Source organism: Bradyrhizobium sp. 87 (genome assembly GCF_023073015.1).
Taxonomy (GTDB): domain Bacteria; phylum Pseudomonadota; class Alphaproteobacteria; order Rhizobiales; family Xanthobacteraceae; genus Bradyrhizobium; species Bradyrhizobium canariense_D.
In genome coordinates, this window is sequence record NZ_JADPIQ010000075.1 from 327765 (window position 1) to 346338 (window position 18574).

General features: G+C 63.5%; 10 protein-coding genes and 2 pseudogenes. 2 read left to right on the forward strand and 10 right to left on the reverse strand.

Annotation, left to right across the window (positions count from 1 at the left end):
- Positions 1-21: 21 nt before the first annotated feature.
- A complete protein-coding gene (locus IVB50_RS18155; protein ID WP_204511169.1) occupies positions 22-1431 on the reverse strand; it encodes an efflux RND transporter periplasmic adaptor subunit in 1410 nt (469 codons plus the stop codon).
- Complete coding sequence (locus tag IVB50_RS18160) at positions 1421-2905, reverse strand: efflux transporter outer membrane subunit (RefSeq protein ID WP_026233443.1); 1485 nt, start codon at positions 2903-2905, stop codon at positions 1421-1423. Before IVB50_RS18160 ends, IVB50_RS18155 begins: the two co-directional genes overlap by 11 nt.
- A 727-nt stretch (positions 2906-3632) precedes the next feature.
- On the opposite strand from IVB50_RS18160, the gene IVB50_RS18165 reads away from it, so the two are divergent.
- Entirely contained in the window at positions 3633-4667 is a 1035-nt protein-coding gene (locus tag IVB50_RS18165; protein ID WP_247296786.1) for a cysteine synthase A, read from the forward strand.
- A gap of 21 nt (positions 4668-4688) precedes the next feature.
- On the opposite strand, the gene IVB50_RS18170 is transcribed toward IVB50_RS18165, so the two are convergent.
- From IVB50_RS18170 to IVB50_RS18205, 8 genes and pseudogenes are all read right to left on the reverse strand, one after another.
- On the reverse strand, positions 4689-5222 hold the full coding sequence (locus IVB50_RS18170) for a DUF805 domain-containing protein (RefSeq protein WP_018457795.1): 534 nt from the start codon (positions 5220-5222) through the stop codon (positions 4689-4691).
- 115 nt (positions 5223-5337) lie between these two features.
- Positions 5338-7594, reverse strand: a pseudogene (locus IVB50_RS18175) (tetratricopeptide repeat protein).
- A gap of 113 nt (positions 7595-7707) precedes the next feature.
- A pseudogene (locus tag IVB50_RS18180) lies at positions 7708-9947 on the reverse strand (tetratricopeptide repeat protein).
- Positions 9948-10072: 125 nt separating this feature from the next.
- Entirely contained in the window at positions 10073-12313 is a 2241-nt protein-coding gene (locus IVB50_RS18185) for a tetratricopeptide repeat protein (protein ID WP_247296788.1), read from the reverse strand.
- 100 nt (positions 12314-12413) lie between these two features.
- Positions 12414-13151 (reverse strand): amino acid ABC transporter ATP-binding protein, encoded by a 738-nt coding sequence (locus IVB50_RS18190; protein WP_018457791.1) that lies wholly within the window; start codon positions 13149-13151, stop codon positions 12414-12416.
- Between the two features lie 11 nt (positions 13152-13162).
- Positions 13163-14683 carry an amino acid ABC transporter permease gene (locus IVB50_RS18195; RefSeq protein ID WP_018457790.1) on the reverse strand — a complete coding sequence of 507 codons (1521 nt, stop codon included), beginning with the start codon at positions 14681-14683 and terminating at the stop codon, positions 13163-13165.
- The gene (locus IVB50_RS18200; protein WP_085394800.1) at positions 14680-15885 is read right to left on the reverse strand and encodes an ABC transporter permease subunit; all 1206 of its coding nucleotides are present in this window, start codon (positions 15883-15885) and stop codon (positions 14680-14682) included. The genes IVB50_RS18195 and IVB50_RS18200 overlap by 4 nt, the downstream gene beginning before the upstream one ends.
- Before the next feature lie 25 nt (positions 15886-15910).
- The gene (locus tag IVB50_RS18205; RefSeq protein WP_247296790.1) at positions 15911-16927 is read right to left on the reverse strand and encodes an amino acid ABC transporter substrate-binding protein; all 1017 of its coding nucleotides are present in this window, start codon (positions 16925-16927) and stop codon (positions 15911-15913) included.
- 395 nt (positions 16928-17322) lie between these two features.
- Between IVB50_RS18205 and metC the strand changes: the two genes are divergently transcribed.
- Positions 17323-18507, forward strand: a complete 1185-nt coding sequence (metC, locus tag IVB50_RS18210; protein ID WP_247296791.1) for a cystathionine beta-lyase — start codon at positions 17323-17325, stop codon at positions 18505-18507.
- The last annotated feature ends 67 nt before the right edge of the window (positions 18508-18574 follow it).

The following is an 18574-nucleotide window of genomic DNA, read 5'->3' on the forward strand; positions in this document are numbered from 1 at the left end:
CTCAGGCGGCTGTTGTCGGGATCATGGCTGCTTAGCTCCACTTCCCGATGCACCCGGACTTGACGGAGGCCCTGGTGCCGGTCCGGTCTGGCCCTTCTGGTCGCCTTCGCTGCTCTTGCGCTTGGCGCGGAACTCGCCGTCCTTGTCTTGTCCGTCCTTCTGGCCGTCTTTTGCGCCGTCCTTCTTCTGACCATCCGGCCCGCGCGAGCGCTTGCGCGGCGCGAGATCGGCCGACGGGGTCTGATCGTCGCGCCCGATGACCACCTTGGAGCCGTCGGACAGATTGGCAAAGCCCGTCGTGACGACCTTGTCGGTCGCCGACAGGCCACTGGCGATGACGGCGTCATGCTCGTTCTGCTGCGTCACCGTCACCGGCTTGGCCGAGACGATGTTATCCTCGCCGATGACATAGCTGAAGGTGCCGATCGGTCCGCGCTGCACGGCAGAGGTCGGTACCACCAGCGCCTGCGTCAAGGTCTCGACCTTGAGGCGGACATTGACGAACTGGCCGGGCCAGAGCTGGTAATTGGCGTTGGGAAATTCGGCCTTGAGCCTGAGCGTTCCCGTGGTCTGGTCGACCTGGTTGTCGATGCCGGTGAGCTTGCCGGTGTCGATCACGGTGAGGCCGTCATTGCCGAACACGTCGACCGCGAGCGTGCCCTTCGATGCCGCGGCGTTGACGCGCATGATCTGCTGCTGCGGCAAGCTGAACCACACCGCCATCGGCTGCAATTGCGTGATCACCACGAGACCCGTGGTGTCCGAGGCATGGATGATGTTGCCTTGATCGACCTGGCGCAGGCCGGCGCGGCCCGAGATCGGCGCCACGATCTTGGTGTAGCTCAGCGTCGCCGCTGCATTGTCGATCGCGGCCTGGTCGGCCTTGACCAACGCCTCGGTCTGCGCGACCAGCGCGCGTTGGGTGTCGGCCTGCTGCTTGGATCCGGCATTGGAGGCAGCTAACTGCTCGTAGCGCGTAAGGTCGATACGCTGGTTGGCGAGCTGGGCCTGGTCCTGCGCCTTCTTGGCGACGGCCTGATCGTACGTCGCCTGGTAGAGCGCCGGGTCGATCTCGCCGACCACGTCGCCTTTCTTGACGTCCTGTCCCTCGGTGAAATTGACCGCGATCAGCTTGCCGTCGACCTGCGAGCGGACGGTCACGGTGTTGAGTGCGCGGATCGCGCCGACGCCGTCGAGGTAGACGGGAACGTCCTGGATGCGGGGCGTCGCCGCCAGCACCGGCACCGGCAGATCCGGCCGCTGATTGCGGCCGTTCGCCTGCTGCGGCTGCTGGTGCCAGATGGTCCAGCCGTAGTAGCCGAGCCCGCCGAGGATCGCCAGCGTGATCAGGGTCATGACGAAGCCGCGCCCGCGCGACTTCTTTGCCGTTCCCTCCTTCGCGCCTTGCTTCGTATCCGGCTTAAAGAGCATTGACCGGTTTCTCCATCCTCGGCTCCCAGCCGCCGCCGAGCGCCTGATACAGGCTGACGATAGCAAGAAGGCGGGCAAGTTGCGCCTGTGACAGCGCGTCTTCCGCCTGGAACAGGGTCAGTTGCGTATTGAGCACGGTGACGATATCGGCGGTACCGGCGCGCAATTGCTGCTCGGAGAGATCGAATGCGCGGCGGGAGGCGTTGAGGACGTCACGCTGCAATTGCAGCCTGATCGTGGTCTGCTTGATCGAGAACAGCGCGTTGTCGACGTCGGCAAAGGACTGGATGATGGTCTTGCGGTAGGTCTGGAGCAATTCGTCCTGCCGCGCCTTGGCAAACTCGAAATTGCCGAGGATCTTGCCGCCGTCGAAGATCGGCTGCGTCGCGCTGCCGACGAGCTGGAAGAATGCCGCATGCGGCTGGAACAGCGAGACCAGGGCCGAGCTCTGATAGCCGCCATTGCCGGTGAGCTGGATGGTCGGAAAGAATTGCGCGCGGGCATTGCCGACGTTCGCTGTCGCGGAGGCGAGCTGGGCCTCCTGCCGGCGAATGTCGGGCCGCTGCGTCAGGAGCTCCGACGGCAGTCCCGGCGTCACGCGCGGAATCGCGATCCGGTTCAGCGAGCCGCCGAGCACGCGCACGCTCTCCGGCGGCCGCGACACCAGGACTGCAAGCGCATTGACGTTCTGGTCGAGCGTCTGGCGCAGCGGCGGCACCAGTGCCTTCTGGTTTGCGAGCACGCTCTCCTGCTGGGCGACGTCGAGGTCGGTGCCGGTGCCGGCCTTGCGCCGTTCCCTGACGGCATCGAGGATGCGTTGCGCGCTCGCGATGTTGCGCTGTGAGGTCCTGATGCGATCCTGCGAGGCCAGCACCTGGAAATAGGCGTTAGCGACGCCTGCAAGCGTGGTCAGCGCAACGACGTCGCGATCGAAGCGGTTGGCATTTGCCGTCTCTTCCGCCGTTTGCAGGGCGTCGCGATTTTGGCCCCAGAAATCGAGCTGGTAGCTCGCGCTCAGCGAAGCCTGGTAGTTGACGACCTCACGGCCGCCATTGGTTAGCCCCGAGGCGGAGGAACCGGAGGTGCGCGAATAGGCCTCCTGCCCGGTGCCGGACAGGCTCGGCAGCAGCGCCGCACCCGCCTGCCGCGCCTGAGCGTCGGCCTCGACGATGCGCGAAACGGCGGCGGCGATGTCGAGGTTGACGGTGTGCGCCTCTTCCATCAGCTGTGTCAGCTCCGCGGAGCGGAAGCTGCGCCACCAATCCAGCGACGGCGGCGCATCGGCCTTCCCGGCATATTTGTATTGCGTGGGAACGTCGAGCGCGGGATCAGGAAGATCCTGCGTCAGCACGCAGGCGCCCGAACCGGCGGCGAGGCAAGCGACCGCAAGCCAGCGCGCCGCACGTCGCGTCCGGGACGTCGCGCCTGGTGACCGCCGCACGGCGATCGCCGGAACACGTTGTGTCACATCCACCCCCCGCCGGGCAGATCGAACCGCCGCCGCGCGGCCGGATTAGCCGATTCGCAGCGCGGTCGTCGGGGGGCTTTGGACAACTCGTTCACAAGTGATGCTTTCAGCGAAATTGTGCGCCTCATACTAGCCGGACGCGGAACCGCGGGACAGTCCCGCAGTTGCGAGGTGCCCCCCAAAGCGCGACGATCTTAGAGCTGAGAAAATACAAAAGGGTGCTGTCCTGCAGGTGTTTCTTGAATTTCAGGGTCGTTCCTGAGTGCGTTCGAGCTTACCAAGATTTCATGTGATACTGCCGCCACACCGACGCCAACCCCCTCCAATCCGCCTGCACCGCTCGCGATGCGGCTTCAGTCCGGCCGCGAAACCGGGCCTGGCCACTTTCGCGAGGTTGTCCATTAACGGAAAACGAATAAGCGTTCGTCGTGCCGATATCTTGACCGCCTCCCGCGTACTATCCGCACTCTTCGACGGCGACGGCTGACATCCAATGGAGGGTGCGCTCGCGACGACCCTTATCTTCCATGTTTTGGCAGAAGCCGGCCACATCCTCCTACCGATATCCCGCGGCGTAGCACAGCAGCAGCAGCGGCGATCTCTCCTTCCAAATTTTCACTGCTTACGGGGATTTTCGCGGGTTTCGCCGCAGCGCAAAAGCCTTCCCCTTTGGCATTTCAAGCACTAGGTTCTGGCCAGCCTAATCAACCCCTTGCCAGTGATTTCCCCTGACATGATTATCAAAAACGACGTTGTCGAAGCCATCGGCAACACCCCGCTGATCAAGCTCAAGCGCGCTTCCGAACTGACCGGCTGCACCATCCTGGGCAAGGCCGAATTCATGAATCCCGGCCAGTCGGTGAAGGATCGCGCCGGCAAATGGATGATCCTCGAGGCCGAGAAGCGCGGCGAGCTCAAGCCCGGCGGTCTCGTCGTGGAATCGACCGCCGGCAATACCGGCATCGGTCTTGCGGTCGTGGCCAGCGCCCGCGGCTACCGCACGCTGATCGTGATCCCGGAGACGCAGAGCCAGGAGAAGAAGGATTTTCTGAAGCTGTGCGGCGCCGAGCTGCTGGAATCGCCGGCCCTGCCCTATTCCAATCCGAACAATTACCAGCATGTCGGCCGCCGTCTTGCCGACGAGCTGCGCAAGACGGAGCCGAACGGCGTGCTGTTCGCCGACCAGTGGAACAACCTCGACAATGCGAAGGCGCATTACGAGTCCACAGGTCCCGAGATCTGGGAGCAGACCGGCGGCAAGATCGACGGCTTCGTCTGCTCCGTCGGCAGCGGCGGCACGCTGGCCGGCACCAGCCGCTTCCTGAAAGAGAAGAGCAAGGACGTCAGGATCGCCTGCGCCGACCCGCACGGCGCCGGCATGTATGAATATTTCAGAACGGGCGATGCCAAGGCGACGCCGGGCGGCTCGATCACCGAGGGCATCGGCCTCAACCGGGCGACCGCAATCGTCGAGAGCGCAAAGGTCGATGACGCCTATCTCATTCCCGATGCGGAAGCAGTCACGGTGATCTACGAACTGCTCCAGCACGAAGGCCTGTGCCTCGGCGGCTCGACCGGCATCAACGTTGCCGGCGCGATGCGTCTCGCAAAACAGCTCGGGCCCGGCAAGACGATCGTCACCGTGCTTTGCGATTCCGGCAGCCGTTACCAGTCGAAGCTGTTCAATGCGGACTTCATGCGCGCCAAGAGCCTTCCTGTGCCTGAATGGCTGGAGAAGCGCAGCAACATCAAGCTGCCGTTCGTCTAGAACGTTCCGGAAGCCGGCCGTCTAGCTCCAGTTCGAGCGAGACGATCCCTGCGACACCCGCGCGAGGCGCTCGTTCGATAGCGAAGGCTTGTTCGCGCGTGTGCGCGGCGGGAGGGGAGCGCCGTAGGAGCCCTCGCTGTCGCCGCTCGGCCAGAACATGAGCGCGAGCATCAGCGCGAGGTTGACGAGCGCGCCGACCGCCGTTGCCTGGTGCTCCTCCCCGATCGCCCAGGCCGGAAACCGGCCCGCGACGACATGGTCGACGATCATGAGCGCGAACCAGGCAGGCACCACGCAGACCGGATCCCAGCCGATGTCGCGGATGCGCATCGATTGCAGCGTGAGGGTCGCAACTCCGAAGAACACGATCGCGGCGATCATCGCCCAGCTCTTGGTGAGGTCTTCGGGTCGGATCGCGCCGGGCGAGGTGTTGTTCAGCACGGCCATTGCGATTGCAAAGCAGATCGCCGTCATCACGATCGCAAGCGCGACCGTCGCGAGGAAGAAATGCAATCGCCCGAGCCGGGCGTTCAAGCCGAAGACGAAACCGAGCATTGGCGCACCCTTTTGGCGCCACATGCCCAGAGATAGCTTTCGGAGCCATGAACCGGCACGGTCGCGCAGCGCCGCATGGTTTCCGGAGGACTAAGGTGGCCGGCGCAATTCGAGGCTACGCCCCAACCGGCAGGGTCAGGCCCCCGCTGCCTTCGACAGCCGCGGCACAATAGTCGCGCAGAACTGGCGATAGCCCGCTTCGACCTTGCGCGTGTAGATTTCGACATTGCCGGCGGGAGACGCTGCGATCCGGGCCGGCAAGTCGCTGCGCAACCTCGCCAGATACGCCGGCTGCGCCGCATATTTGCAGGCGATCGCGGCATAGCCCTCGTCGTCCTCGGCGACCCAGTCGTCGAGACCGACCGCAGCCACGATCGAACCACCGGCACGCGACGAGGCGCCGTTGCCAAGCTTGGCCACGACCGGAACGCCCGCATAGAGCGATTCCCAGGTGCTGACGCCGCCATTTTGCGGGAACGTGTCGAGCGATATGTCGACGTTCGCAAACGCCCGCAGGTGCTCGGGGCGCGGCGACGAGCCCAGGCAGGTGACATTCTCCTCGGCAACGCCCTGTGCCACGAACCGCGCGACCAGATTGTCGCGCAGTATGGGATCGTCAAGCAGAGTATGCTTGATGATGATCTTCGAACCCGTCACCTCGCGCATCACTTTCGACCACACCCCGATGGCCTCGTCTGAGATCTTGTAGATGCGGTTGAATACGCCGAAGGTCACATGGCCGTTGCGGAGCATGGGCGGCTCCGATGCAGGTAGATCCAAAATGGGATCGATCGTGATCAGGCACGGCAGGTCGTAGACCTTTTCAGCCAGCAGATGGCGCGCCGATTGCGGAATGAAGACGGGATCCGCGAGCACGTAGTCCATGGTCTGAAGGCCCGTGCCCGTGGCGTGACCAAACCCCGAGACCTGGATCGGGGCCGGCTTGCGGGCGAAGACATGGAGCCTGTTGCCGGTCGTGTGCCCGGATACGTCGATCAGGATATCGACCTTGTCGGCCTGAATGCGATCGGCCAGTTCGTCGTCCGACATCTGCCAGGCGTCGACCCAGACATCCGCCGAGGACCTGAATGCGGCGGTCATCTCATCTCTTACCGGCGAGCACGAATAGCAGACGATCTCGAACCTGGCATGATCATGATGGCGCAGCACCGGCAACAGAGCGAACGCCGCCGAGTGATGCCAAAACTCGGCAGCAACATAGCCGACCACGATCGCCTGTCGGGATCAAGCTGCCGGGGGGCAAGAGTCCTTCGCGGCAACTTCGAGCCGATCGCGTCCCACCACTGCTTTCGTGCGGCCTGCTGAACCGCGAAATCGGCCTCGGAGAGATAGTCGAGGAAGAAGATCTTCCGGCCGATCAAGGATGCATCCGGCACAATGGCCAGCGCCGCATCGAGAAGCTCGATCGCCGACGCGATCTCTCCCTGATTTGCAAAACAAGCGCTCAGCAGCGCCATCGCGATCGCTGAGCGTGGATATTCCTCCAGCAACATGGTGCAGGCTAAAATCGCTTGCGCCGTGTTTCCCATGGCGAGCGCGACTTGTGCCTTCCCCTGCAAGGCCACCTCGAGCTTGGGCGCAAGCGCAAGGGCCGCGTCGAAATCCGCCGCCGCCTGTTCCAACCTCGACGTCTCAAGATTGAGCCGTCCACGGTTCGCCAGGATTTTCGCCGAGCCTGGCCTGATCGCGAGCGCCGCCTCCAGCGCGCCTTTGGCCTCGTCGAAGTTTTTGAGCTCGATATTGACCAAACCTTTGCCGACGAGCGCCTCGACGTTTCGCGGCTGAAACAACAGTGCGCGCTCGAAGCTCTGTTTGGCGCGATCAAGCTGGCGCAGCGCGAGCTCTGCCAGGCCGCGATTGCAAAGCGCATCGGCATGATCGGGCTTCAGCCCGATCGCGCGATCGTACAGTTCGATAGCCTGCTCGACGCGGTTTAGATGCAACAAGGTATTGCCGAGATTGGCCAAGGCCATCGGGAAGCTGGGCTTCAACGCGATGGCTCTCTCCAGGGACGTACGCGCGTCCTCATATTCCCCAAGTGCGAAATGCGTGGCTCCCAAATCGGAAAAAGCCTGTGCCGAGCGTGGGTCGACCGTCACGGCATATTTGAGGGCCTGTTTCGCTGCCTCGAAGTGTCGGCTCGCGAACGCGCCCAAGCCAAGCAGGTGCAAGGCGCCGAAATGCTCCGGAAGTTCATTCAGGATCTGGCGGCAGAGCGCCTCGGTCTCCGCATACCGGCCCTGGCCATAGGCCGCATTCGCGGTCGAAATGATCGCGTCCGCCTGCTTCTTCAATTTCTTCTGCAATCGCGCGTTCTGGAACGCGCGCGCGCCGGCGCCGCTGCTCTGCAAGGATTCTCTCCGGAGGATGCCCGAGACGATTCTAGCTGATTCGCGGCCAGAGCCGCCGGTTTAGGCGGCCCGGCAATCCCCCGGAAGATGCCGGTGCCCAACCCGGGCCTCGCCTACGCAACGTCAGCGTTATCCGCGGCGGCGGCACAATAGTCGCGCCAGAACTTTCGGTAACCCGCCTCGAGCTCCCGCGTGTAGGTCTCGACATTGCCGGCGGGCGAAGCCGCGATCCGGGCCGGCAATTCCGTGCGCAATTTCGCCAGATAATCGGGCTGTGACGCAAACCTGCGAGCAATCTCGACATAGCCATTGTCATCTTCGGCCACCCAGTCGCCGAGGCCGACGGCAGTCACGATAGAGGCGCCGGCACGCGAGGAGGCCCCGATGCCGAGCTTGGCCACGACGGGAACGCCCTTGTAGAGAGATTCCCAGGTGCTGATGCCGCCATTTTGCGGGAACGTGTCGAGGGACATATCGACCTGGGCGAAAGCCGCCAGATGGTCGTCGCGCGAGGTGGTGCCGAGGCAGGTGATGTTCTCCTCGACAACGCCCTGCGCGAGGAAACGCGCGACCAGACTATCGCGCAGCAGGGGATCATCGAGCAGACCATGCTTGAGGACCATCTTCGATCCCGGCAACTCCCGCATGATGCGCGACCACACACGGATCGCATCATCCGATATTTTGTAGATGCGGTTGAACACGCCAAAGGTGACGTAGCCGTTGCAGAGCATCGGCAGCTCCGAAGGCGCCTGATCCGAGACAGGCTCCATGGTGATCAGACACGGCAGATCGTAGATTTTCTCGGCAAACAGATGCCGAACCGACGGCGGAATGAAAATGGGATCCGCGAGCACGTAGTCCATAATCGGCATGCCTGTGCCCGTCGCGTGTCCGAAGCCAGTGGCCTGGATCGGGGCCGGCTTACGCGCAAAACACTGCAGCCTGTTACCGGTCGTGTGGCCCGAAACGTCGATCAGGATGTCGACATTGTCGGCCTGGATACGATCGGCGAGTTCGTCGTCCGAAAGCCCCCAGGCATCGACCCAGACGTCGGCCAATGATTTGAACATGGCGGTGTACTCGTCCGCGCCCGGCCATGAGTAGTAGCAGATGATTTCAAATTTAGTGTGATCATGAAGGCGCAGCACTGGCAGCAGCGTGAGCCCCGCGGAGTGCTGCCGGAATTCGGCAGCGACATAGCCGACCACGATCCGCTTTTCCGGGTCCAGCGGCCGCTTCGGCAACTCCCTTCGCGGCTGCTTGGAGCCGATCTGGTCCCACCAGGATTTTCGCACCGCCTGCTGGACCACGAAATCGGCCTCGGCGCGGTAGTCCTCCAGGAAGATCTTTCCTCTGATCGCATCCCCATAGTCCGGCCGGACTGCCAGCGCGCGATCGAGATACTCGATCGCTGCGTCCATGTCCCCCTGGTTCGAATAAGAGAAGCCCATCAGCGCCAGCCCCACCTCGGAGCGCGGATTTTGCTCGATCAGGGCCGTTGCGGCTGCCATCGCCTGCGCGGTCTTTCCCATGACGAGGCAGGCCTGGGCCTTGCCGCGTAGCGCCAGCTCGAGCTTGGGCGAGATCGCAAGCGCCGCCTCGAAATCCGCAAGCGCGGGCTCCAGGCGCTGCAACTCGTAACTGAGCCGCCCGCGTTGGGCCACGATCCTCGGCGAGCCGGGCTTGATCGCCAGCGCCATGGCAAATTTGGCGGCCGCCTCGTCGTGGTGCCGCAGCTCCATGCTGACCATGCCGCTGCCGACGATAGCCTCGGCGTGACGGGGCTGAAACAGCAGGGCGCGGTCGAAGCTTTCCTTGGCGCGCATGATCTGTCCAAGCACAATCTCGACCATACCGCGATTGCAGAACGCGTCGGCATAATCCGGCTTGATCTTGATGGCGCGCTCATGCAGCTCGAGCGCCTGTTCGTACTGCCCCAGATGCATCAGCGTGTGCCGAGGTTGGTCAGCGCGACCGCAAAATTCGGCTTTAGCGCGATGGCCCTCTCCTGGCACCGCCGCGCCTCCTCGTAATTGCCGAGATCGAAATGCACGGTCGCGAGGTTGCTATGGGCATCGTGCAGGCGCGGATCGAGCACAATCACGCGCTTGAGCAGCTGTTGCGCCTCCTCCAGGCGCCGGCCGTCATGCGCGCACATGCCGAGCAGGTGCAGAGCGTCGACATGATCGGGCAGCGCTTTAAGGATCTCCCGGCAGAGTGCTTCAGTCTCAGCATATCGGCCCTGGCCATAGGCGGTAGCCGCGGCGGAGAGGACGGCGTCCGCCTGCTTCATCAATTTCTTCTGCAATCGCGCGTTCTGGAATGCGCGCGCGCCGCCGCTGCTCTGCAAGGTGTCTCTCCGGAAGATGGCCCGGGGCAGAGTCTAACTGATTCGCAAGCCCGACCTGCCGGTCAGCTGGCACGGTGACACCCCCGGGATTTCCCGGGGCTCAGCGGCCCGGCGCTGCCGGTCCCCTACGCAACCTCGCTGCCTTCGACAGCCGCGGCACAGTAGTCGCGCCAGAACTGGCGATAGCCCGCTTCGACCTCGCGCGTGTAGATTTCGACATTGCCGGCGGGGGACGCTGCGATTCGGGCCGGCAAGCCGCTGCGCAACCTCGCCAGATACGCCGGCTGCGCCGCATATTTGCAGGCGATCGCGGCATAGCCCTCGTCGTCCTGCGCGATCCAGTCGTCGAGACCGACCGCAGCCACGATCGAACCACCGGCACGCGACGAGGCGCCGTTGCCGAGCTTGGCCACGACCGGAACGCCGGCATAGAGCGATTCCCAGGTGCTGACGCCGCCATTTTGCGGGAACGTGTCGAGCGATATGTCGACGTTCGCAAAGGCCCGCAGGTGCTCGGGGCGCGGCGACGAGCCCAGGCAGGTGACATTCTCCTCGGCAACGCCCTGTGCCACGAACCGCGCGACCAAATTGTCGCGCAACATGGGATCGTCAAGCAGGGTATGTTTGACGATGATCTTCGAACCGGTCACCTCGCGCATCAATTTCGACCACACCCGGATGGCCTCGTCCGAGATCTTGTAGATGCGGTTGAACACGCCGAAGGTGACATGGCCGTTGCGGAGCATGGGCGGCTCCGATGCAGGTAGATCCAAAATGGGATCGATCGTGATCAGGCACGGCAGGTCGTAGACCTTTTCAGCCAGCAGATGGCGCGCCGATTGCGGAATGAAGACGGGATCCGCGAGCACGTAGTCCATGGTCTGAAGGCCCGTGCCCGTGGCGTGACCAAACCCCGAGACCTGGATCGGGGCCGGCTTGCGGGCGAAGACATGGAGCCTGTTGCCGGTCGTGTGCCCGGATACGTCGATCAGGATATCGACCTTGTCGGCCTGAATGCGATCGGCCAGTTCGTCGTCCGACATCTGCCAGGCGTCGACCCAGACGTCCGCCGAGGACCTGAATGCGGCGGTCATCTCATCTCTTACCGGCGAGCACGAATAGCAGACGATCTCGAACCTGGCATGATCATGATGGCGCAGCACCGGCAACAGAGCGAACGCTGCCGAGTGGTTCCTCAATTCGGAAGCGACATATCCGATCAAAATCCGCTTGTCCGGATCAAGCGTGCGGGGCGCCAACGCCCTTTGCGCCAATTTGGCGCCGATCGCGTCCCACCATTGTTTTCGCGCAGCCTGCTGAACCGAAAAATCGGCCTCCGGGAGATAGTCCAGGAAGAATATCTTGCGCCCGATCAAGTCCGCATAATCAGGCGCCATTGCCAGCCCGGCGTCGAGATGTTCGAGCGCCGTCGCGATGTCTCTCTGGCTCGCATAGCAGGAAGCAAGGAGCGCAATTCCGATGTCGGACCGCGGATTTTCCTCCAGCAAGGTCTCGACGGCCGCAATCGCCTCGGCCGTGTTGCCCTTGACAAGGTTGACTTGCGCCTTTCCCTGCAAGGCCACTTCGAGCCTCGGCGAAAGCGCCAGCGCCGCATCAAAGTCCGCGAGCGCCTGCTCCAGCCGCAACAGATCGAGATTGAGCCGTCCGCGCTGCGCCAGAATCTTCGGCGAATCCGGCTTGATCGCGAGCCCTGCCGCGATCGCCGCGGCCGCCTCTTCGTAGTGCCGGAGCTCGATGCATACCATGCCCCTGCCTGCGATCGCTTCCGCGTGACGCGGTTGAAACGCGAGGGCGCGATCGAAACTCTCCTTGGCGCGCTGGGACTGGCCTTCGATCAGCTCCGCCATGCCCCGATTGCAAAATGCATCGGCATAGTCCGGCTTCAGCCTGATAGCGCGATCGTGCAGCTCGATAGCCTGCTCGGCGAGGCCCATGTGCAGCAGCGTATTGCCGAGATTGGTCAAGGCGATCGGAGAATTCGGCTTCAGCGCAACGGCCTTCTCCTGGCATGCGCGAGCCTCCTGAAACTTCTGGAGGGTGAAATACACCGCCCCGAGATTACCATGGGCATCGGGCGAACGCGGATCGAGCACGGTCGCGCGCTCGAGCAGTTGTTGCGCCTCATCGAGCCGCCCGCCATCATACGCGCGCAGACCGAGCAAGTGCGCGGCGTCGAAATGATCCGGAACCTCCGTCAAAATCCGGCGGCAGAGTGTCTCGACCTCCGCGTATCTGCCCTGGCCGAGTGCCTGAACCGCGGCGGACATGAGTGCGTCCGCCTGCTTCTTCAATTTCTTTTGCAATCGCGCGTTCTGGAATGCGCGCGCGCCGGCGCTGCTCTGCAAAGTCTCTCTCCGGAGGATGGCCCGAAAAGAGCTTGGCCGATTCGCATGGTGCCAAGCTGGCGGGCCGGTTAGACCCGCGACGCCACCGGATTGCAGGTGCTCAGCGCAGGATCTGGCTCAGGAACAGTTTTGTTCGGGCGTGCTGTGGGGCCGCGAAGAACTCGTTGGGCGTGTTGGCTTCGATGATCTGGCCCGCGTCCATGAACACCACGCGGTTGGCGACCTCGCGGGCAAAGCCCATCTCGTGGGTGACCACCAGCATGGTCATGCCCTCCTCGGCAAGGTCGACCATGGTGTCCAGCACCTCCTTGACCATTTCGGGGTCGAGCGCCGAGGTCGGCTCGTCGAACAGCATCACCTTCGGGTTCATCGTCAGCGCGCGGGCGATCGCGACGCGCTGCTGCTGACCGCCGGACATCTGTCCCGGAAACTTGTTGGCCTGGTGCGGGATCTTGACCCGCTCCAGAAACTTCATCGCCGCAGCCTCGGCGTCCTTCTTGGGGATGTTGCGCACCCAGATCGGCGCCAGCGTGCAATTGTCCAGCACGGACAGGTGCGGAAACAGGTTGAAGCTCTGGAACACCATGCCGACTTCGCGCCGCACCGCATCGACGTGCTTGAGGTTCGGCCCGAGCTCGATGCCGTCAACGACGATCTCGCCTTCCTGAAACTCCTCGAGCGCGTTGATACAGCGGATCAGCGTCGACTTGCCCGAGCCGGAGGGGCCGCAGATCACGATGCGCTCGCCCTTCTCGACCGTAAGGTCGATGTCGCGCAGCACGTGAAACTCGCCGTACCATTTGTTCAGGCCGGAAATCTTGACGATGGGGTCGGACATGGTGACCTCGATCAGTTGCGGCGGTGAGCGTTGAGGCGGTGCTCAACGAAGAGCGAGTAGCGTGACATTCCAAAGCAGAAGATGAAGTAGATGATCCCGGCGAAGGCGAACCCTGTGAAAGCGGTCGATGGCGACGACCATTTCGGATCCGAGAACGACGCCCGCAGCGAGCCGAGGAGATCGAACAGCGCCACGATCGAGACCAGCGAAGTGTCCTTGAACAGCGAGATGAAGCTGTTGACGAGGTTCGGAATGACGTGGCGTAGCGCCTGCGGCAGCACGATCAGCGAGGTCGTCTTCCACCAGGACAGCCCCAATGCCGCGGCCGCCTCGCCCTGCCCGCGCGGGATAGCAGCCAGCCCGCCGCGGACGTTCTCGGCCTGATAGGCGCCCGTGAACAGAGAGATTCCAATCAGCGCACGCACGAGACCATCGACCGTGAAATTGCCCGGCAGAAACAGCGGCAGCATGTAGGTGGCAAAGAACAGCACGGTGATCAGCGGCACGCCGCGCCAGAACTCGATGAAGGCGATCGAGAAGATCCGGATCAACGGAATGGTCGAGCGGCGGCCAAGCGCCAGCGCAATGCCGATCGGCAGCGAGGTGACGATGCCGGTGACGGAGACCACCAGCGTCACCAGAAGTCCGCCCCACAGGTTCGTCTGCACGATCGGCAGTCCGCCGTGATCGAGCCCCATCAGCTTGATCACGATTGCGATGGCGGCGAAGGTGACGATGCTGGATGTGAGGGCCCGCCCCCCGGTGCGGAGGCCGCCGCCGAGAACGAAGGCGATCAGTGAGACGATCGCGGCAGTGATGGCGAAATCGGCCCAGACCGACTGGCCTGTCCCCTGCAACTGGTCACGCAGCCAGGTCAGCGGAAAGATCAGCCAGTAGATCGCGGTACCCACGAGCACGATGACATTGCCGACGACCCACAACAGCGGTGCGGCAGAGGAGGTCTTGCCGAGACCGAGCAGAGCCTGCCCAGCGCCGATGATGCTGTCGTCGAACAATTGCAGCAGGTCAGCGGTCCAGCTCAGGCCAAATCCCTTGATGCCGCCGCCATGCAGCAGAAAGAATGCGACCACCGGAAACGCAAGGAAGAACAGGCCAGCGTTCAATCCTTTCGACGGCAGTCGCGGAATGAGCAACGGCACCAACAGGACTACTGACAACACGAGCGTGAGGTTGACCCGCCAGCGTTCGGCTTCGGGGTAGAAGCCGTAGATCAGTTGCGGCAGCTTGGCCTGGATGTAGGGCCAGCAGGCGCCGACCGTAAAGCCGGCGTTCTCGGCGAGGCAGGCCGTGCGATCCTTGCCGGTCCAGACTGCATCGACCATCAGGAATTTGACGGAAGGAATGATGGTGAACCAGAGCAGCAAGGCGCCGACGATCGTGAGCAGGATGTTGGTCGGCGAGTTGAACAGGCGCGTCCGCACCAGGCCGACGAAGCCCGTGGTCTTCACCGGCGCGGGACGCTCATCCAGAAGATCCCGGCGAACGAAACTGGACGAGGTGATATCGCTCATGCGCCGAGACTCCGGCTGACGCGCCAACCGTAGACGCTCATGACGGCGCTGGTGATCAGCGAGATCAGGAGATACACGCCCATCGTCATGGCGATGATCTCGATGGCCTGCCCGGTCTGGCTCAGCGACGTGCCGGCGAACACGGAGACGAGGTCGGGATAGCCGATCGCGACGGCCAGCGACGAATTCTTGGTGAGATTGAGGTACTGGTTGGTCAGCGGCGGAACGATGACGCGCATCGCCTGCGGCACGACGACCAAGCGCAGCGTGGTGCCGCGGCTCAGGCCCAGCGACGATCCCGCCTCCATCTGTCCGCTGTGGACGGAGAGGATGCCCGCGCGCACGATCTCGGCAATGAAGGCGGCCGTATAGGTCGACAAGGCCAACGTGAGCGCCACGAACTCCGGGATGATCCGCGAGCCACCGGCGAAATTGAAACCCTTGAGCTGCGGCAGCTCGAAGCTGAAGGGCAGACCCGCTACCAGCATGGTGACGAGCGGCAGTCCGAACAGCAGGCCCAGCATATAGGGCCAGATCCGGATCACCTGACCCCGCTCGAACAGCGCCCGGCGCGCATGGATGCGCAACGCCACCGAAGCCACAATGCCGAGGGCCAGCACCGCCAGAAACGCCTCGAAGCCGCTCTCGCCGATCGGGCGGGGAATGACGAGACCGCGATTGCTGACGAAAGCTATGCCGAGCAGCGAAATGCTCTGTCGTGGATTGGGCAAGGCCGCGAGCACCGCCAGGTACCAGAACAGGATCTGGAATAGCAGCGGCAAGTTGCGGATGATCTCGACATAAATTTCGCCAATGCGCGCGAGCAGCCAGTTGGGCGACAGCCGGCACAGCGCGACGATGAAGCCGATCAAGGTGGCGAACACAATGCCCACCACCGAGACCACGAGCGTGTTGAGGAGCCCGACCAGGAATACGCGCAGGAACGTGTCCGAGCCGGTATACGAGATCAGCGTCTGATTGACGTCGAAACCGGCGTTGTTCGCGAGGAAGCCGAAGCCGGCGGCAATATGCTGGTTCTCGAGGTTGGCGCGGGCGTTGGAGACGATTTCATAGGCAATCCAGCCCAGGATCGCAGCGAAGGCAAACTGGACGGCGATGCCGTTCCAGCCTGTCTTGCCCCCCAGCACCCGCCTGATCTTCAGCGCGATCTGGGGCGGGGGTTTGCGAGCCTCGATGCTCATCGCCGCGAGCGCGGGTCAGGCCGGATCAGCGGATCGGCGGGGCGTATTGGAGACCGCCCTTGTTCCAGAGATTGTTGAGACCCCGATTGATACCGAGCGGCGAGCCTGCGCCGACATTGCGGTCGAACACTTCGCCGTAATTGCCGACGGCCTTCACGATGCGCACCACCCAATCCTTGCTTATGCCGAGCTGTTCACCGAAATTGCCATCGGTACCCAGAACGCGCTTCAGTTCAGGATTTTCCCCTTTCGCCTTTTCGTCGACGTTTTTCGCGGTCACGCCGAGCTCTTCGGCGGTGATCATGGCAAACAGCGTCCATTTCACGATGTCGAACCATTGGTCGTCGCCGTGGCGCACCATCGGACCGAGCGGCTCCTTCGAGATGATTTCCGGGAGCACCATGTGATCGCCGGGATTGGCAAGCTTCAGGCGGTTGGCGTACAGGCCCGACTGGTCGGTGGTGAAGACGTCGCAGCGCCCGGCCTCGTAGGCCTTGACCGTTTCGTCGTTGGTGCCGAACGCGATCACCTCGTACTTCATGTTGTTGGCCTTGAAGTAGTCGGCGAGATTCTGCTCGGTCGTGGTGCCGGTCTGGACGCAGACCGACGCGCTGTTGAGCTCGAGCGCCGAGTTCACCTTGAGCGACTTCTTCACCATGAAGCCCTGCCCGTCATAATAGGTCACGCCGGTGAAGTTGGCGCCGAGCGAGGTGTCGCGCGAGATGGTCCAGGTGGTGTTGCGCGACAGCACGTCGACTTCGCCGGATTGCAGCGCCGTGAAACGGTCCTTGGCGGAGAGCGGCACGTATTTGACCCTGGTCGGATCGTTGAAGATCGCCCCGGCGATCGCGCGGCAGACGTCGACATCAAGCCCGGTCCAGTTGCCCTTGTCGTCCGGCGAGGAGAAGCCGGGCAGGCCCTGGCTGACACCGCAGGACAGCATGCCGCGGTCCTTGACGGTCTTGAGCGTTTGCGCATCGGCGGCTTGGGCAGTCAGGCCGGCGGCGAGAGCGAGAGAGAGAGCCAGGGTTACGCGTTTCATGGGCTTTGGGCCTTTCAAAGTCGTCTCAAGGTCAGGAACGTTGTCTTTGCGATCGCCTCTGCCAGGGCTAGCCGTCTCAAGATCAGCCCTGCAAGAGTCATGCTGGAAATCCTTGCCGATCACCCGCCGATCCCGGGAGGCCCTGCCTTAATCCCCGCCGACAGGCGCCCGCCGTTACGGCTGTGGCGCTAGGTCCGGTCAGGCGATGGATCGATGGTCGCGGCAGGCCCCTCAACATGCGGCGACTGAATAGCACCTGCGATAACAGAACGACTGGCGTGCCGGGTCAAGGGGTTGACGGGACTCTTCTGTGTTCTGTTATTAACGACAGCGGCCTTTCGGCCAGCCCGCCGGCGCAGCGCGCCTCGTGGAAACGCGCTTTTGAAAGCAGACGCATGGATTCCTCACACCCCTCCGAGCAGCATGCCGAGACCCGATTGGTCACCTCCGGCCGCGACACCAAGGCGCAGAAGGGGTTCATCAACCCGCCCGTCTTCCACGGCTCGACCGTGCTCTATCCGACCGCCGAGGACCTGCACGCCCATCGCGGCGAGTTCCAGTACGGCCGGCACGGCACGCCGACGACCCGCGCGTTCCAGGAGACCCTGACGGCGCTGGAGGGGCCGCAATGCGCCGGCGTCGGCATCGTGCCGTCTGGGCTGTCGGCGATCTCGACCACCCTGCTCTCGGTGCTGAAGGCCGGCGACCACATCCTGGTCTGCGACAACGTCTATCGGCCCTCGCGCAATTTCTGCAACGGCATGCTCACCCGCTACGGCGTCGAGACCACCTACTTCGATCCGATGATCGGCGCCGGCATCGACAAGCTGTTCAGGCCCAACACAAGTGCCGTTCTGGTCGAGGCGCCCGGCTCGCAGTCGTTCGAGATGCCAGACATCCGCGCCATCGCCGAGGTCGCGCATGGGCGCGGCGCGCTCGTCATCGACGACAACACCTGGGCGACGCCGCTCTATCACCGCTCGCTCGAACAGGGCGTCGACATCAGCATGCAGGCCGCCACCAAATATATCGGCGGCCATTCCGACATCATGTTCGGCACCATCTCGGCCAATGCCAAGGCCTGGCCGCAGATCGCCGAAGGCATCCGCCTGCTCGGCGTTTGCGCCGGTCCCGATGACGTCTTCCTGGCACTGCGCGGCCTGCGTACGCTGTCGGTGCGGCTGGCGCAGCATCATCGCTCCGGGCTCGACATGGCGCGCTGGCTTGCGAGCCGTCCCGAGGTCGCGCGCGTGCTGCATCCGGCGCTCGAGACTGATCCCGGCCATGCGATCTGGAAGCGCGACTTCACGGGCGCGTCGGGCCTGTTCAGCATCGTCCTGAAGCCGGCGCCACAGAAGGCGGTCGACATCATGCTCGATACGCTCAAACTGTTCGGCATGGGCTTCTCCTGGGGCGGCTTCGAGAGCCTGGTGATTCCCTTCGATTGCGACGCCTATCGCACCGCGACCAAGTGGGCGCCGGGCGGCCCCACCCTGCGTCTGCATATCGGGCTCGAAAGCGTCGACGACCTCAAGGCCGACCTCGATCGCGGCTTCGCTGCCCTCAAGGCAGCAATGTGAGGCTGCTCACAAGGCATCGCGCCGCGGGACGCGCCAACGCGCACCGGGGGGACGTGCATAAGCCGCA

Excerpts from the sequence above, each read along its gene's own strand:
- IVB50_RS18155 (WP_204511169.1), bottom strand. The coding sequence starts at position 1,431 with ATGCTCTTTAAGCCGGATACGAAGCAAGGCGCGAAGGAGGGAACGGCA.
- IVB50_RS18165 (WP_247296786.1), top strand. The coding sequence starts at position 3,633 with ATGATTATCAAAAACGACGTTGTCGAAGCCATCGGCAACACCCCGCTG.
- IVB50_RS18170 (WP_018457795.1), bottom strand. The coding sequence starts at position 5,222 with ATGCTCGGTTTCGTCTTCGGCTTGAACGCCCGGCTCGGGCGATTGCAT.
- IVB50_RS18195 (WP_018457790.1), bottom strand. The coding sequence starts at position 14,683 with ATGAGCGATATCACCTCGTCCAGTTTCGTTCGCCGGGATCTTCTGGAT.
- metC (WP_247296791.1), top strand. The coding sequence starts at position 17,323 with ATGGATTCCTCACACCCCTCCGAGCAGCATGCCGAGACCCGATTGGTC.
- IVB50_RS18190 (WP_018457791.1), bottom strand. The coding sequence starts at position 13,151 with ATGTCCGACCCCATCGTCAAGATTTCCGGCCTGAACAAATGGTACGGC.
- IVB50_RS18200 (WP_085394800.1), bottom strand. The coding sequence starts at position 15,885 with ATGAGCATCGAGGCTCGCAAACCCCCGCCCCAGATCGCGCTGAAGATC.
- IVB50_RS18205 (WP_247296790.1), bottom strand. The coding sequence starts at position 16,927 with ATGAAACGCGTAACCCTGGCTCTCTCTCTCGCTCTCGCCGCCGGCCTG.